Origin of the sequence: Microbacterium sp. K35, assembly GCF_004794375.1 — a bacterium.
Taxonomy (GTDB): Bacteria; Actinomycetota; Actinomycetes; order Actinomycetales; family Microbacteriaceae; genus Microbacterium; species Microbacterium sufflavum.
Genome location: NZ_SSDM01000272.1, coordinates 21,209 through 37,278, shown reverse-complemented (window position 1 = coordinate 37,278; position 16,070 = coordinate 21,209). Strand labels below are relative to the sequence as shown.

15 protein-coding genes and 1 pseudogene are annotated in these 16,070 nt (G+C 69.3%); 9 read left to right on the top strand and 7 right to left on the bottom strand.

Annotated elements, in window-relative coordinates; all coding sequences use genetic code 11:
- From DW299_RS10500 to ctaE, 4 genes and pseudogenes are all read right to left on the bottom strand, one after another.
- A pseudogene (locus DW299_RS10500) lies at nt 1–431 on the bottom strand (cytochrome bc1 complex cytochrome b subunit); the annotation flags it as partial.
- The gene (gene qcrA / locus DW299_RS10495) at nt 428–1,504 is read right to left on the bottom strand and encodes a cytochrome bc1 complex Rieske iron-sulfur subunit (protein WP_136028787.1); all 1,077 of its coding nucleotides are present in this window, start codon (nt 1,502–1,504) and stop codon (nt 428–430) included. The gene qcrA and the pseudogene DW299_RS10500, both read right to left, overlap by 4 nt.
- Before the next feature lie 36 nt (nt 1,505–1,540).
- Nucleotides 1,541–2,341: a cytochrome bc1 complex diheme cytochrome c subunit gene (gene qcrC / locus DW299_RS10490; RefSeq protein WP_136028788.1), complete on the bottom strand. Its 801-nt coding sequence runs from the start codon at nt 2,339–2,341 to the stop codon at nt 1,541–1,543.
- Between the two features lie 20 nt (nt 2,342–2,361).
- On the bottom strand, nt 2,362–3,015 hold the full coding sequence (gene ctaE, locus DW299_RS10485) for an aa3-type cytochrome oxidase subunit III (protein ID WP_136028789.1): 654 nt from the start codon (nt 3,013–3,015) through the stop codon (nt 2,362–2,364).
- A gap of 192 nt (nt 3,016–3,207) precedes the next feature.
- Between ctaE and trpD the strand changes: the two genes are divergently transcribed.
- Both trpD and DW299_RS10475 read left to right on the top strand, forming a co-directional pair.
- A complete protein-coding gene (trpD, locus tag DW299_RS10480; RefSeq protein ID WP_136036543.1) occupies nt 3,208–4,278 on the top strand; it encodes an anthranilate phosphoribosyltransferase in 1,071 nt (356 codons plus the stop codon).
- A 2-nt stretch (nt 4,279–4,280) separates the two neighbouring features.
- Entirely contained in the window at nt 4,281–5,267 is a 987-nt protein-coding gene (locus DW299_RS10475; RefSeq protein ID WP_205814370.1) for a PHP domain-containing protein, read from the top strand.
- Between the two features lie 3 nt (nt 5,268–5,270).
- Here the strand turns inward: DW299_RS10475 and DW299_RS10470 are convergent, their stop codons facing one another.
- From DW299_RS10470 to DW299_RS10460, 3 genes are all read right to left on the bottom strand, one after another.
- Nucleotides 5,271–6,221, bottom strand: coding sequence for a 5'-3' exonuclease (locus tag DW299_RS10470; RefSeq protein ID WP_136036541.1), 951 nt, complete (start codon nt 6,219–6,221; stop codon nt 5,271–5,273).
- Between the two features lie 31 nt (nt 6,222–6,252).
- Nucleotides 6,253–6,816, bottom strand: a complete 564-nt coding sequence (locus tag DW299_RS10465; protein ID WP_136036540.1) for a hypothetical protein — start codon at nt 6,814–6,816, stop codon at nt 6,253–6,255.
- Nucleotides 6,817–7,046: 230 nt separating this feature from the next.
- Nucleotides 7,047–7,598 (bottom strand): hypothetical protein, encoded by a 552-nt coding sequence (locus DW299_RS10460; protein WP_136036539.1) that lies wholly within the window; start codon nt 7,596–7,598, stop codon nt 7,047–7,049.
- A 234-nt stretch (nt 7,599–7,832) separates the two neighbouring features.
- Here DW299_RS10460 and rpsA point away from each other — a divergent pair, with 234 nt between their 5' ends.
- The 7 genes from rpsA (at nt 7,833) to DW299_RS10425 (ending at nt 16,050) form a co-directional block, all read left to right on the top strand.
- Entirely contained in the window at nt 7,833–9,287 is a 1,455-nt protein-coding gene (rpsA, locus tag DW299_RS10455; RefSeq protein WP_136028795.1) for a 30S ribosomal protein S1, read from the top strand.
- Nucleotides 9,288–9,431: 144 nt separating this feature from the next.
- Nucleotides 9,432–10,274 (top strand): ABC transporter ATP-binding protein, encoded by an 843-nt coding sequence (locus DW299_RS10450; RefSeq protein ID WP_136036538.1) that lies wholly within the window; start codon nt 9,432–9,434, stop codon nt 10,272–10,274.
- Nucleotides 10,271–11,317: an aliphatic sulfonate ABC transporter substrate-binding protein gene (locus DW299_RS10445; RefSeq protein ID WP_136036537.1), complete on the top strand. Its 1,047-nt coding sequence runs from the start codon at nt 10,271–10,273 to the stop codon at nt 11,315–11,317. The genes DW299_RS10450 and DW299_RS10445 overlap by 4 nt, the downstream gene beginning before the upstream one ends.
- Nucleotides 11,314–12,171, top strand: a complete 858-nt coding sequence (locus DW299_RS10440) for an ABC transporter permease (RefSeq protein ID WP_136028798.1) — start codon at nt 11,314–11,316, stop codon at nt 12,169–12,171. Before DW299_RS10445 ends, DW299_RS10440 begins: the two co-directional genes overlap by 4 nt.
- Nucleotides 12,162–14,171: an acetate--CoA ligase gene (acs, locus tag DW299_RS10435; RefSeq protein ID WP_136036536.1), complete on the top strand. Its 2,010-nt coding sequence runs from the start codon at nt 12,162–12,164 to the stop codon at nt 14,169–14,171. The genes DW299_RS10440 and acs overlap by 10 nt, the downstream gene beginning before the upstream one ends.
- Entirely contained in the window at nt 14,168–15,472 is a 1,305-nt protein-coding gene (locus DW299_RS10430; RefSeq protein WP_136036535.1) for an O-acetylhomoserine aminocarboxypropyltransferase/cysteine synthase family protein, read from the top strand. Before acs ends, DW299_RS10430 begins: the two co-directional genes overlap by 4 nt.
- Nucleotides 15,469–16,050 (top strand): CoA-binding protein, encoded by a 582-nt coding sequence (locus tag DW299_RS10425; RefSeq protein WP_136028803.1) that lies wholly within the window; start codon nt 15,469–15,471, stop codon nt 16,048–16,050. The genes DW299_RS10430 and DW299_RS10425 overlap by 4 nt, the downstream gene beginning before the upstream one ends.
- Nucleotides 16,051–16,070: the final 20 nt, after the last annotated feature.

Genomic DNA, 16,070 nt, shown 5'->3' with positions numbered 1-16,070 from the left:
CCGGTGAAGAACACCCGCAGCATGTGCACGCCGATACCCGCGATGAAGACCAGCGCGGCCCAGTGGTGGATCTGGCGGACCAGGAGCCCACCGCGCAGGTCGAACGAGATGTGCAGCGTCGACTCGAGAGCCGAGGACATCGCGATTCCGCGCATGGGGGCGTATGCGCCCGTGTAGTGCGTCTCGACCATCGAGGCCTGGAAGAAGAACGTCAGGAAGGTTCCGGAGAGGAACACGACGACGAAGCTCCACAGGGCGATCTCACCGAGCATGAACGACCAGTGGTCGGGGAAGATCTTGCGACCGAGCTCCTTGACGAAGCCGGAGAGGCTGGTGCGCTCATCGATGTAGTTCGATGCGGCGCCGACGAAGCGGCCGCCGAGAGGCGCCTTGGTGTCCTTCTCGTCCTTGGACAGCGTTGCGGTGCTCAATGGCGCTCCCAGAAGCTCGGGCCGACGGGTTCGGTGAAGTCGCTGCGTGCGATGAGGTAGCCCTCGTCATCCACGGTGATGGGCAGCTGCGGAAGCGGACGGGCGGCCGGTCCGAAGATGACCTTCGCGTGGTCGGTGACGTCGAACTGCGACTGGTGGCACGGGCACAGCAGGTGGTGCGTCTGCTGCTCGTACAGAGCCACCGGGCAGCCGACGTGGGTGCAGACCTTGGAGTAGGCCACGATGCCGTCGTACGACCAGTCCTTGCGGTCCTCGGCCTCGATCAGCTGCTCGGGCCGCAGCCGCATCATCAGCACGATGGCCTTGGCCTTCTCCTCGAGGTAGCCCTCGTCGTGGCCGAGTTCGGCGAGGTCCTCGGGGATGACGTGGAAGGCAGAGCCGAGCGTGACGTCGGCGGCGCGGATCGGCGTACCGTCGGGGTCGCGCACCAGGCGCATCCCCTTGTCCCACATCGTGTGCTTCAGCAGCGCCACCGGGTCGCCCTTGGTCGGGTCGTCCGGCGTGGAATGCGGTGCGAGACCGCGGAACAGCGTGACTCCGGGGATGATCGACGCCACGATCGCCGCGAACAGCGAGTTGCGGATCATGGTGCGGCGGCCGAATCCGGACTCCTCGTTGGCGTCGGCGAACGCCTTGATGGCGGCCTCGCGCGTCGAGTCCTTGCCCCGCGTGGGGTGGCGCAGCTCGACGTGCTCCTTGTCGGACATGAGCGCCTTCGACCAGTGGATCGCGCCGATGCCGAGGGCGAGCAGCGCGAGAGCGATGCCCAGACCGATGAAGAGGTTGTTCTGCCGGATGTCGATGAGCGCGCCGCTCTCGATCGGGAACAGCATGTAGGCGGCGACCGCCCAGATGCTGCCGGCGAGCGACAGGTAGAACAGCGTGTAGACGGTACGGACCGCAGCCTTCTCAGCGCGCGGGTCCTTATCGGTCATCCGCTCGCGGTGCGGCGGCAGCCCGGGGTTCTGCACGGGATCGCTGACTGCGACACCCAGCCCCGGAGAGGGCTGGTAGGCCCTGTCAAGAGCCTGCGAGTCGTCGTCGTGTGCCATGGTGCTCCTCGTACGTTCCTCTTCGATGAATATGCGTCAGTTGGACTTCGCCGTGATCCACACGGTGATGGCGACCAGAGCGCCGATACCGAAGATCCACACGAACAGGCCCTCGGAAACCGGGCCGAGCGACCCCAGCGAGAAGCCACCGATCTGCACCGACTGCTGCTGGAAGAGCAGGGCCGAGATGATGTCGCGCTTGTCCTCGTCGGACAGGTTCATGTCGCCGAAGACCGGCATGTTCTGCGGGCCGGTGACCATGGCGGCATAGATGTGCAGCGCGCTGGTCTCGGTGATCGCGGGGGCGTACTTGCCCTCGGTCAGAGCACCACCGGCGGCCGCGACGTTGTGGCACATCGCGCAGTTGACGCGGAAGAGCTCGGCACCGTGCGCGACGTCTCCCTCGCCGTCCAGGATGCGGTCGGACGGGAACGTCGGACCGGGGGCCTCGGACTGCACGTAGGCCGACATCGCGAGGATCTGCTCCTCGGTGAACTGCGGCTCCTTCTGCGGTGCCTGCGGGCCCTGCATCTGCAGCGGCATGCGGCCGGTCGACACCTGGAACTCCACAGCCAGCTCGCCGACGCCGTAGAGGCTCGGTCCGTTGGGGGTGCCCTGCAGGTCGAGGCCGTGACAGGTGGCGCAGTTCGCCTGGAACAGCTTCTCGCCGTCTTCCACCGTCAACTGCGTCGCCGCGCTAGGGGCGTCGTTGGCCGCGAAGGCGGCGGACGCTCCTGCGTACACGGCGCCCGTGATCATCAGTCCAGCTCCGATGAGCGCGGCCGCCGCCAGTGGGCTGCGACGACCGCTCGAACGGCGCTTCTTCTCTCGTGCCATCTCGGGGATCAGCTCCGCTCTTATTTCAGGAAGTAGATAACGAAGAACAGCACGATCCAGACGACGTCGACGAAGTGCCAGTAGTAAGACACCACGATCGAGGACGTCGCCTCCTTGTGCCGGAAGTTCTTGACGGCGTACGCGCGGCCGATGACGAGGAGGAACGCGACGAGACCGCCGGTGACGTGCAGGGCGTGGAAGCCGGTCGTCAGGTAGAAGGCCGAGGCGTACGAGTCGGCCTGGATGGGCATGCCCTCCGCAACCAGCTGCGCGTACTCCCAGACCTGGCCGGAGACGAAGATCGCGCCGAGGGCGAAGGTGAGGAAGAACCACTCGACCATGCCCCAGCCGAACAGACGACGGCGACCGGCGCCGTTCTTCTGGCCCTTCGCGATGCGGTAGGGCTGGAGGTCCTCGGCTGCGAACACGCCCATCTGGCACGTGAACGACGAGAGCACGAGGATCGCCGTGTTGACGGCCGCGAACGGCACGTTCAGAAGCTCGGTACGGTCGGCCCAGAGCTCGGGTGAAGTGCTGCGGAGCGTGAAGTAGATCGCGAAGAGTCCCGCGAAGAACATCACCTCGCTGCCGAGCCACACAATGGTGCCGACAGCTACCGGGTTGGGCCGCTTGATCGTTCTCGCCGCCGGGGCATACGTCGCTGAGGTCGTCACCCCTCCATTATGGCCGATCCGCGGACGTGATTCTTGCACCCACGGCCGTCGAATCCCTCGTGGGTGACTTAGGGGACCCTAAGAGATCACTGCGAATCATCGGTGAATCCGCGGGAAACGGCGGTCGCGGTACCTCTGCGCGGAAGCGCGGATCGATCTGCACGTTTTCTCCGCGCCGATAGGATCGCACACATGGCTGAATCCCTGACCTGGTCCGATGTGCTCACCACCCTTCTGGAGCGTCGGGACCTCAGCGTCTGGGAATCCACCTGGGCGATGCGCCAGATCATGTCGGGCTCGGTCACCGAGGCGCAGCTCGCGGGGTTCCTCATCGCACTCAGGGCCAAGGGGGAGACCATCGACGAGATCGTCGGCTTCCGGGACGCGATCCTCGAGGCGGCCGTTCCTCTCCCGGTCTCGCCGGACGTTCTCGACATCGTCGGAACGGGCGGCGACCGCGTCGGGACCGTCAACGTGTCCACGACCGCGGCCATCATCATCGGCGCCACCGGAGTCCCTGTCGTCAAGCACGGCAATCGCGCTGCGAGCTCGGCATCCGGCTCCTCCGACGTGCTCGGCGCGCTCGGCCTGGAGCTCTCGCTGGACCCCGCTGCCGTGGCCTCGATCCTCGACCGGACCGGGATCACCTTCGCGTGGGCCGGGGCGTTCCATCCCGGTTTCAAGCACGCGGGAGCTGTGCGCGCGCAGCTCGGCGTTCCGACCGTGTTCAACATGCTCGGCCCGCTCTGCAACCCCGCACGAGCCGAAGCGAACGCGGTGGGGGTGGCGCAGATGGAGCGGGTCCCGCTCATCACCGGCGTCTTCCGCACCCGCGGCGCCACCGCCCTCGTGTTCCGCGGAGACGACGGGCTGGACGAGCTCACCACGACCGGTCACAGTCGCATCTGGGAGGTGACCAGAGGCGACATCCACGAGCACGACCTGGATCCGCGCGACCTCGGCATCCCGCTCGCCGACCTCGCCGACCTGATCGGCGGCTCGCCCGAGCACAACGCGGACGTGCTGCGACGCACGCTCGCGGGTGAGACCGGGCCCGTGCGTGACATCGTGCTGCTCAACGCCGCGGCCGGGATCGTCGCGTTCGAGCTCTCGCAGGACGCCACGCAGGTGCAGCGGCCGATCCTGGAGCGTCTGCGTGAGGGATACGCTCGCGCGTCCGCGGCGGTGGACGACGGGCGGGCCCTCGCGAAGCTCGACGCGTGGATCGGTGCGAGCCGCGAACTGGCCGCCGTCGAGGAGTGACCATGGAGCCCGTCGACGCCCTCCTCGAGATCGCCTCGCTGCTCGAGCGCGAGCGGGCATCGCGGTATCGGGCGAAGGCGTTCCGACAGGCAGCCGCCACGTTCGAGGATCTCCCCGAGGACGTGCGGAACGACCCCACCCGGCTTCGCGCCGCACGGGGGATCGGGGAGTCGACGTTCGCCGTGATCCGCCAGGCCCAGGAGGGCCGCATCCCCGAGTACCTCGTAGAGCTGCGCGGCGAGGTCGAACCCGAGCGGGTCTCGGAGCTGCGGGGCCGACTGCGCGGCGACCTGCATGCCCACACCGACTGGTCGGACGGCACCACATCCATCGAGGTGATGGCCGCCGCCGCTCGAGCCCAGGGGCACGAGTATCAGGCGATCACCGATCACTCGCCGCGTCTGCGGGTGGCGCGTGGCCTCTCCGCCGAACGGCTGCGGGAGCAGATGCCGCTCGTGCGGGCGCAGTCCGGCGACGGTTTCACGCTGCTCGCGGGCATCGAGGTGGACATCCTCGAAGACGGGTCTCTCGACCAGGACGACGATCTCCTCCGGGAACTCGACATCGTGGTCGCCTCCGTGCACTCGAAGCTGCGCATGGACGCCAGGCCCATGACCGCGCGCATGATCGCCGCCGTCTCGCATCCACGCGTCAATGTGCTCGGCCACTGCACCGGCCGGCTCGTGCAGGGCGACCGGGGGACGCGCCCGCCGTCGGCCTTTGACGCTGCGGCGGTTTTCGCCGCCTGTGCCGAGAACGGCGTGGCCGTGGAGATCAACTCGCGACCGGAGCGACAGGATCCACCCGACGAGTTGATCGCGATCGCTTTGGAAGCCGGGTGTCTCTTCTCGATCGACTCCGACGCCCACGCGCCGGGACAGCTCTCGCTGCTGGACTACGGTGCCGAACGCGCCGAGCGTGCGGGAGTGCCCGCGTCGCGCATCGTCACCACCTGGGGTCTGTCCCGCCTGCTCGCCTGGGCGGAGTGACGCTCACTCCTCGGTCGCTGCGCGTGCGGCCTCCGTCACCGCGGTGACCGCCCGCGTCATCGAGCCGCCGAGGTTCCACCTCTCCGCCAGTGCCGTCGCCGTCGTGACCTCGCTCTCCGACAGGGCACGGAGGGGGACGTCCGGTGTGGCGATCGGGAGATCCGTCGCCACGGCCACGACGGTCGGTGCGACATCGAGGTAGGCCGTCGCTGCGAGGATCTTGGCGCGCACCCCTGCGCTCATGCCCTCACCCGCCTCCGCCGCCTCCCGGATCCCCACCAGGTCGCCGTGCACCCCCAGCAGCGTGGCCGCCGTCTTCTCGCCCACCCCGGCGACGCCGGGGAGGCCGTCGGACGCATCTCCTCGCATCGTGGCGAAGTCGGCATACTGCGACGGGAGCACCCCGTACTTGGCGACGACGGTGGCGTCGGTGACCACCTCGAGGTTGCTCATGCCGCGCGCCGTATAAATGACCCGGACGTCGGCGGCGTCGTCGACGAGCTGGAAGAGGTCGCGATCGCCCGTCACGATGTCGACCGGCATGGATGCGTGCGTCGCCAGGGTGCCGATCACGTCGTCGGCCTCGTGCTCGGCCACACCGACGATCGGGATCCCGATGGCGGCGAGGGTCTCGCGGATGAGCGGGATCTGCGCCTCGAGGGGATCGGGCACCTCCTCGACGTCCGGCGCACCGGCCACGACCTCCACCACGCGGTGCGTCTTGTAGCTCGGGATCAGGTCGACGCGCCACTGCGGCCGCCAGTCGTCGTCCCAGCAGGCGACCACGTGCGTCGGCTGATACAGGGTGATGAGCTTCGCGACGATGTCGAGCAGTCCGCGCGCGGCGTTGATGGGGGAGCCGTCCGGGGCGGTCACCTTGTCGGGCACGCCGTAGAAGGCGCGGAAATACAGACTGGCGGTGTCGAGCAGCATGAGGCGTTCGGCGCGGGGCATGGCTTCAGGGTAGAGCGTGCGTGCGCACGGGTCAGCAGCCGGGGGCGGTGGGTTGCTCGGTGCACGTGTGACGGACGAGCGCTGTGGTGGCCTCATAGATGCGGATGGCCTGGCCGGGCCCGGGGATGGTGAGCTCGCCGGGGAGGGGCACCCAGCCGCTGCCGGTGTCGAGCTCGGCGGTGTAGTGGACGGCGGTGGTGGCGGTGTAGGTGCCGCGGGCGCGGTACACGTGGCTGGTGGGGGTGGGGGTGAGCTGGGATTGACGGAGCGCGGCCCACGGGAGTCCCGGCGTCGTGGTGGATGCGGTCGTGCCGTCGCCGTAAACGAAGTCGTAGCGGACCGGCGTGAAGCGCACGGTGATGGGCGTGCCCAGGAGAGTGCCGGTGCGGGCCGGAGGGGCGGTGGGGGTGAGGAAGTTCGTGGGGAGTCCGGCGACGCCGATGTTGGACGGCTCGGCGCTGGTGGCGGCCGGGTCCGGCGCGAACTGGGCGACATCGGTGATCGTGAGCGCGGGACCCGGGGCAGCAGGCCGGGGTGCGGGAGGAGTCTGAGGCGCCGTGGCGCGGCATCGTTCATCGGCTATGCCCGCGCACACGTCGGACTGACGGTTCTGGTCCGGGCGGGGGTAGCGACGGGGCGTGCCCGTGTGGCGTGCGTCGGGGGTGGCTTCGACGGGGGATGAGCCGGGACGAGTCTGTGACGCCGACACGGTGACCTCTGAGTCATCGAGACTCGACGACCACGACGCTTCCGAACCGATCTGTGGCGGGGGTGTGTTCGTGGCCATCATGAGCACGATGGCAAGCGACAGGCCGCGCGATCTCGCTAGCACGTCAACATGTCCGTTGGAATCGCGGAGGAGATTGCCAACCGTGTCGCTGTATCGGCTGAAATCATCGTCACTTCTACGGCCCGCCGAGGGGGCCTGTCCGCGGGCACGACAGAGTGACCCTCCGCATCCAGAACATCAACACTGGAAACATCAATGCAGAGATGGACGACGACTGTCCGAGTCTCGGCATCGTAGCTGCTGGGGGTGAAGTGATCGAATGACGATGCTCCGGTCCGCGTAACACCGCTGGCGTAGTACTCGCTGAAGTTCTTGCGGGCGGAGTCGAGAGCGTCCGCCCGCAGCCAGGCGAACACCGCGTCGAAAGTGGTGGCGTCGGTGAGGATCGTCGCGTTGGATGCATCGGTATACGCGCGATACGTTGCTTCGGCGGCGGCGAAAGCATCTTCCTTGTTCGCGAACAGCGGGGTGGCGGTGGGGCTCGGGGTCGTGTGCGGGGTTTGTGCGCAGGCGGCGAGGCTGAGGAGCGTGGCGACGAGCGCGGCGGTGAGCGTCGCACGGAGCCGGATGGTGGATGACGGGATCACCCGGTCACGGTACGGGGAATGCGGGGTCGGGCGTCGCGGTTGTCCACAGGGGAGCGGCGAACTCTCCGCTCGCGGGCGGATCGCTTCTTCTGATAGCCTGAATCGTCACTCGTGGCGTGCATGCGCATGCCCAGGTGCCGAACAATCACAATCCAACCGCTGTGAAGCATGCTGTCGGCCGTGCGCGGCCGCGCTTCCAGCCCGAGTATCCATTCAACAAGGACAACCCACTACATGACTACCGCAACGACCGCCCCGGCCACCAAGCAGGTCGCCATCAACGACATCGGATCTGCTGAGGACTTCCTGGCCGCGGTCGAGAAGACCCTGAAGTTCTTCAACGACGGCGACATCATCGAGGGCACGATCGTCAAGATCGACCGCGATGAGGTCCTCCTCGATGTCGGCTACAAGACCGAGGGCGTCATCCCCTCGCGCGAGCTCTCGATCAAGCACGACGTCGACCCCAACGAGGTCGTCGCCGTCGGCGACCAGGTCGAGGCCCTCGTTCTCCAGAAGGAGGACAAGGAAGGCCGCCTGATCCTCTCCAAGAAGCGCGCCCAGTACGAGCGCGCCTGGGGAGACGTCGAGAAGATCAAGGAGAACGACGGCGTCGTCACCGGTACGGTCATCGAGGTCGTCAAGGGTGGACTCATCGTCGACATCGGCCTCCGTGGCTTCCTCCCGGCGTCGCTCATCGAGCTGCGCCGCGTGCGCGACCTCACGCCGTACCTCGGCCAGGAGATCGAGGCGAAGATCCTCGAGCTCGACAAGAACCGCAACAACGTCGTCCTCAGCCGCCGCGCGCTGCTCGAGCAGACGCAGTCGGAGTCGCGCACCACGTTCCTGAACAACCTGCACAAGGGTCAGGTCCGCAAGGGTGTCGTCTCGTCGATCGTCAACTTCGGTGCGTTCGTCGACCTGGGCGGCGTGGACGGTCTCGTGCACGTCTCCGAGCTGTCCTGGAAGCACATCGAGCACGCCTCCGAGGTCGTCGAGGTGGGCCAGGAGGTCACCGTCGAGATCCTCGAGGTCGACCTCGACCGCGAGCGCGTCTCCCTGTCGCTGAAGGCGACGCAGGAGGACCCGTGGCAGGTCTTCGCCCGCACCCACGCGATCGGTCAGGTCACGCCGGGTAAGGTCACCAAGCTCGTCCCGTTCGGTGCGTTCGTGCGCGTCGCAGACGGCATCGAGGGCCTGGTCCACATCTCCGAGCTCTCCAGCAAGCACGTCGAGCTGGCCGAGCAGGTTGTGTCGGTCGGCGAAGAGGTCTTCGTCAAGGTCATCGACATCGACCTCGAGCGTCGCCGCATCTCGCTGTCGCTGAAGCAGGCCAACGAGTCGGTCGACCCCAACGGCACCGAGTTCGACCCGGCCCTGTACGGCATGCTCGCCGAGTACGACGAGAACGGCGAGTACAAGTACCCGGAGGGCTTCGACGCCGAGACCGGTGCGTGGAAGGAAGGCTTCGACGCCCAGCGCGAGGCATGGGAGCAGGAGTACGCTGCGGCCCAGGCTCGCTGGGAGGCGCACAAGGCTCAGGTCGCCAAGGCGGCCGAGGCCGAGGCTGCGGCCGGCGACGACTTCGGTGGCCAGTCCTTCTCGAGCGAGTCGGCCGGTGCCGGCACGCTCGCCGATGACGAGGCTCTCGCCGCTCTGCGCGAGAAGCTCTCGGGCGGCAACTCCTAAGTAACATTCCGAGAAGGGCCGTCACCCCGCCTCACGGCGGGCGTGGCGGCCCTTTTCGCGTACCGGATTCGGTGGCGATCCGCTGCGTGACGGAACATTACGACCGCATTCGTAACACAAGAGCCGCTCCGCCAGCATGGGCCTATGACCGCCCTGCTGCCCGCGTCGCGCACCGCCGACGTCACGACGACCGCAGCGACGGCGCAGGACGTGCGACTCGACGCCGTCGAACGGTCCTTCCCGATCGCACGAGGCACCCGCCAGGTGCTGCGCGGCATCGACCTGGACATCCGCGCGGGGGAGATCGTCGCCGTCGTCGGCCCCTCCGGGTGCGGCAAGTCGACTCTCCTGCGTCTCGTGGGCGGACTCGATGCGCCGAGCCGCGGCAGCATCCGCATCGGGGGCACCGCGGTCGCCGACGTGGACGAGCGCACCGCGGTCGCCTTCCAGGAGCCGCGGCTGCTGCCCTGGCGGACGATCGCACAGAACGTCGAGCTCGGCCTGCCGCGAGGCACCGGGCGTCGAGCGGGACGCGCGCGCGTGCAGGAGCTGCTGCACCTGGTGGGACTCGACCATGCCGCCGATCAGCGCCCGCGTGAGGTTTCCGGGGGCATGGCGCAGCGGGCATCCCTCGCGCGAGCCCTCGCCCGCAACCCCTCCGTGCTGCTGCTCGACGAGCCCTTCGGCGCGCTCGACGCCCTCACGCGCCTGCGCATGCACGACCTGCTGCTGAAGATCCACGCAGCCGAGCCCACCACCGTGCTCCTCGTGACGCACGACGTGGAAGAGGCCCTCTACCTCGCCGACCGCGTGCTGCTGCTGCGCACCCTCGGCGACCACGACCACGCCTCCGTCGCCCGCACGATCGAGGTGCCGGGAGCCCGACCCCGCGACCGCGCCGACCGCGGCCTCGCCGACCTGCGCGCCGACCTCCTCGAGGGACTCGGCGTCGACACCCACCACCGCAGCACCGAGGAGACCCGATGAGCACCATCACCCGCCGAATCATCCCCGCGATCGCGCTCGCCGGGACGATGATGCTCGTCGCGACCGGCTGCGTCGCGGGCGAGAATGCGACCGCCGACACCGACACCGACACCGCACCGGCGGCCGACGCCGAGTGGTCGTCCGACACCCTCTCCATCGACTTCGCCACCTACAACCCGCTCAGCCTCGTCGTGCGCGACCAGGGGATCCTGGAGGACATCCTGGGCGACGACGTGACGGTCGAGTGGGTGCAGTCCGCCGGCTCCAACAAGGCGAACGAGCTGCTCCGCTCCGGCTCGGTCGATGTCGGCTCGACCGCGGGATCCGCGGCGCTGCTCGCCCGCGCCAACGGCTCGCCCATCCAGGTGATCGACATCTTCTCGCAGCCGGAGTGGTCGGCGATCGTCGTCGGACCCGACAGCGACATCACCTCGGTCGAAGACCTGAAGGGCGCCTCGGTCGCGGCCACCAAGGGCACCGACCCCTACTTCTTCCTGCTGCAGGCGCTGGACGAGGCGGGCCTCTCCCTGTCCGACGTCGAGGTGCAGAACCTGCAGCACGCCGACGGTCGCGCCGCGCTCGACGGCGGCTCGGTGGACGCGTGGGCCGGGCTCGACCCGATCATGGCAGCCGCCGAGGTCGAGTCGGGGGACACGCTCGTCTACCGCAACGTCGACTTCAACACCTACGGCTTCCTCAACGCCACGGAGGACTTCCTCACCGAGCACCCCGACCTCGCCCAGGCCGTCGTCGACGCCTACGAGCAGGCGCGCGAGTGGGCTCTGCAGAACCCCGAGGAGACGGCGGCGCTGCTCGCGGAGGTCGCGGGCATCGACGTCGAGGTCGCCACCACCGTGATCCAGGAGCGCTCGAACCTCGACGTGAGCGGCATCCCCGGAGACGACCAGCTCGCGGTGCTCGAGAAGATCGCGCCCGTGCTCGCCGAGTCCGGCGACGTGCAGGGAGGCCAGGCGTCGGTCGACAAGGCGCTCTCGTCGATCGTGAACGACACGTTCGCGAAGAAGGCGGTCGGGGACGAGTGACCGATCTCGACCAGCGGGTGATCGTCCCGGCGGACTCGCGGGACGCGCTCGACGTCGCGAAGGGCGAGCACCGGCGTCCGACCGGCGCGGGGCACGGGTGGAACCGCCCGGCCGTGCGGGTCATCGCCGGGCTCGTGCTCCCGCTGCTGATCCTCGGCGCCTGGCAGTACGTGACCGCGACCGGGATCGTGCCGCCCTACCGGCTGCCCGCACCCGCCTCGGTCGTGACGGCCGGTGTCGAACTCGCACAGCGCGGAGAACTGTGGACGCACATCGCGATCTCCGTGCAGCGCGTGCTGCTCGGCTTCGCGATCGGCTCGGTGATCGGTCTCGCGGTCGCCGGGATCGTCGGTCTCTCGCGCCTCGGCGACGTGCTGCTGAGTCCCACGCTCGCTGCGCTGCGGGCCGTGCCCTCGCTCGCCTGGGTGCCGCTGCTCATCCTGTGGATGCAGATCGGCGAGGAGTCGAAGGTCACCCTGATCGCGATCGGTGCCTTCTTCCCCGTGTACACCACCGTCGCCTCGGCCCTGCGACACGTCGATCCGCAGCTGGTCGAGGCCGGCCGCTCGTTCAGCCTGCGCGGATGGTCGCTGTTCCGGGTGGTGCAGCTGCCCGCCGTGATCCCCTCCGTCGTGTCCGGACTGCGGCTCGCCCTGGCTCAGGCGTGGCTGTTCCTCGTCGCTGCGGAGCTCATCGCGTCGTCGATGGGGCTCGGCTTCCTGCTGACCGACTCCCAGAACAGCGGCCGCGTGGACCGGATCCTGCTGTCGATCGTGCTGCTGGCCCTGCTCGGCACCCTCACCAACGGGGTGCTCGCGCTGGTCGAGAAGTACCTGCTGCGGCGATGGACGTGACCGCGACCGAGGCCCGGCTGCACGAGACGCGCGTCTACCCGCCGTCACCGCTGTTCCCGGACGCCAACGTGACCGCCGAGGCCTACGCCAGGGCGGCCGCCGACCCCACCGCGTTCTGGGAGGAAGCCGCACGGCGGCTGGAGTGGTCTGCACCGTGGCACACCGCGCACGAGTGGGAGCCCCCGATCGACGGGCGCGTTCCCGCCGCGCGGTGGTTCGTCGGCGGACGGCTCAACGTGGCCGTGAACTGCCTCGACCGCCATGTCGCCGCGGGCCGCGGAGACCGGGTCGCGCTGCACTTCGAGGGCGAGCCCGGCGACCGGGAGTCGGTGACGTACGCCGACCTGCTGCGCCGAGTGTCCCGCGCCGCGAACGCCCTCACGGCGCTCGGCATCGGCGCGGGCGACCGGGTCGTGATCTACCTGCCGGTGCTCGTGGAGACGGTGGTGGTCACCCTGGCGTGTGCGCGCATCGGCGCCGTCCACTCGCTCGTGTTCGGCGGGTTCTCGGCGGAGGCCGTGCGCTTCCGGCTCGAGGACACCGGTGCGAAGCTCCTCGTCACCAGCGACGGGCACTTCCGCCGCGGTGCCGCGACCGAGGTCAAATCCACCGCCGACCGTGCGGCAGCGGGCCTGGACACCCTGGAGCACGTCCTCGTGCTGCGCCGCACGGGCCAGGACGTGCCGTGGACCGAGGGCAGAGACGTGTGGTGGCACGACGTGGTCGACACGGCCTCGCCGGTCCACGACGCGGAGGCGTTCGACGCGGAGCATCCGCTCTTCGTGATCTACACCTCCGGCACCACCGGGAAGCCCAAGGGGCTTGTGCACACGTCCGGCGGCTACCTGACGCACGCGAGCTGGGCGCACTGGGCGCATTTCGACGCGAAGCCGGACGACGTGCACTGGTGCACAGCCGACCTGGCCTGGGTCACCGCGCACACGTACGAGATCTACGGGCCACTGTCGAACGGTCTGACGCAGGTGATCTACGAGGGCACGCCGGACGCCCCGCATCGCGAGCGGCACCTCGAGATCATCGAACGGTACGGCGTCACTGTGTACTACACGGCCCCGACGCTCATCCGCACGTTCATGACCTGGTTCGGCGCGGACCTCCCCGCGGGTCACGACCTGTCCTCGCTGCGTCTGCTGGGCACGGTCGGCGAGGCCATCAACCCGGAGGCCTGGGTGTGGTTCCGCCGCGCCTTCGGCCGCGATGAGCTGCCCGTGATCGACACGTGGTGGCAGTCGGAGACGGGGGCCGCGATGATCGCGCCGCTGCCGGGGGTGACGGCGCTCAAGCCGGGTTCCGCCTCGGTCCCGCTGCCCGGCATCGACGTGGCCGTGGTGGACGAGCACGGCGACGAGGTCGCCGCCGGTCAGTCGGGCACGCTCGTGGTCCGGCGGCCGTGGCCCGGCATGGCGCGGACGGTGTGGAGCAACCCGCAGCGCTATCGCGACGCGTACTGGTCGGCGTACGCCGGCCGGGGCGAGCACGGCGGCTACTACGTCGCGGGTGACGGAGCCACGAGGGATGCGGACGGGTACATCTGGATCCTCGGCCGGCTCGACGACGTCGTGAACGTGTCGGGTCACCGGCTCTCCACGATCGAGATCGAATCCGCCCTCGTGGCCCACGACACCGTCGGCGAGGCGGGCTCGGCCGGAGTGCCGGACGCCGTCACCGGACAGGCCGTCGTGGCGTACGTGACCCCGTCCGGCCGGGCGGAGGTCGAACCGGCCACGCTGCGCGAGCAGGTCGCACGGGCGATCGGCCCGGTCGCGAAGCCCCGACACATCGTCGTCGTGCCTGATCTGCCGAAGACCCGCTCCGGCAAGATCATGCGCCGACTGCTGGCAGAGTTGTGGGAGGCCGAGCACGACCGTCGAGCCGGTCGAGTGCCCCGCCCCCTCGGGGACACCACCTCGCTGCAGAACCCGTGGGCCGTCGACGACATCGCCGACGTGCTCTCCGCCGCCGAACTGAGGACATCATGACGGAAGAACATCGCTTCGGGTTCCGCACCAGGGCCCTGCACGCCGGCGGCACGCCGGACGCATCGACGGGCGCACGGGCGGTGCCGATCTACCAGACAACGTCGTTCGTGTTCGACGACGCGGCGGACGCCGGAAACCTGTTCGCTCTGCAGAAGTACGGCAACATCTACTCGCGCATCGGCAACCCCACGGTCGCCGCGCTCGAGGAGCGCCTGGCCTCGCTGGAGGGCGGCATCGGGGCCGTCGCGACCGCCTCGGGCATGAGCGCGGAGTTCCTCACCTTCGCGGCCCTCGTCGGGGCCGGGGACCACGTCGTCGCCGCGGCACAGCTCTACGGCGGCACGGTGACGCAGCTCGACGTGACCCTGCGCCGCTTCGGCGTCGAGACCACGTTCGTCGCCTCGACCGACCCTGTCGACTTCGCCGCGGCGATCCGTCCGGAGACGAAGGTCGTGTACGTCGAGATGATCGGCAACCCCTCCGGCGAGATCGCGGATATCGAGGGTCTCGCCGCGGTCGCCCATGCGGCGGGCGTCCCGCTCGTCGTGGACGCGACGCTCGCCACGCCCTACCTGGCGCGTCCGCTCGAGCACGGTGCGGACATCGTGATCCACTCGGTCACCAAGTTCCTCGGCGGCCACGGGACCACCCTCGGCGGTGTCGTGATCGAGAAGGGCACCTTCGACTGGGGCAACGGGAAGTTCCCGCAGATGACGGAGCCCGTCGCGTCGTACGGCGGCATCCGGTGGTGGGACAACTTCGGCGAGTACGGCTTCCTCACCAAGCTCCGCTCCGAGCAGCTGCGCGACATCGGGCCGGCGCTGAGCCCGCAGTCGGCGTTCACCCTGCTGCAGGGCATCGAGACGCTGCCGCAGCGCATCGACGCGCACCTCGCCAACGCCCGGGTCGTCGCGGACTGGCTGGCATCCGACCCGCGGGTCGCCTACGTCACGTGGGCGGGTCTGGAGGATCATCCGCATCACGAGCGTGCGGCGAAGTACCTCCCGCTCGGTCCCGGCTCCGTGTTCGCGTTCGGGGTGGCCGCGGACGACGGGCGTGCCGCGGGGGAGAAGCTGATCGAGAACCTGCAGCTCGCGTCGCACCTGGCGAACATCGGCGACGCCAGGACCCTGGTGATCCACCCGGCCTCGACCACGCACCGCCAGCTCACCGAGGAGCAGCTCGCGGACGCCGGGGTGCGTCCCGATCTGATCCGCATCTCGGTCGGGCTGGAAGACGCGGACGACATCCTCTGGGACCTGGATCAGGCCCTCACCATCGCGACGGGAGTCACCCGATGAGCGCCACGACCTCGACCGGCGACGCCTGCGCTCTTCCGGCGGCGCCCGCGGACGGGCAGAGCTGCGCCCTTCCCGCGGCCGCGCCCGCCCCTGGTCGCACGTGGACGGGGCCCACGCAGCAGGAGCGGTTCGCGCTGCTCCGCCGGGCGAGGACCATCGCGATCGTCGGAGCGTCGAACAACCCGGCACGGGCGTCGTTCTTCGTCGCGACCTACCTGCTGTCCAGCACGGCCTACGACGTGTACCTGGTGAACCCGCGGGAGACCGAGATCCTCGGACAGCCCGTCTACGCCTCCCTCGCGGACCTTCCCGTGCGGCCGGACATCGTGGACGTGTTCCGTCGCCACGACGACCTGCCGGGCGTGGCGCAGGAGGCGATCGACGCGGGGGCCTCGACCCTGTGGCTCCAGCTCGGGTCGTGGAACGAGGAGGCCGCCACGATCGCCGAGGCCGCGGGGCTCGCGGTGGTGATGGACCGGTGCATCAAGATCGAGCACGCACGCTTCCACGGCGGACTGCATCTCGCGGGATTCGACACCGGCGTGATCAGCTCGCGACGGCAGTTGCTCGCGCGCTGAGGCCCGTGGCGGGGAACCTA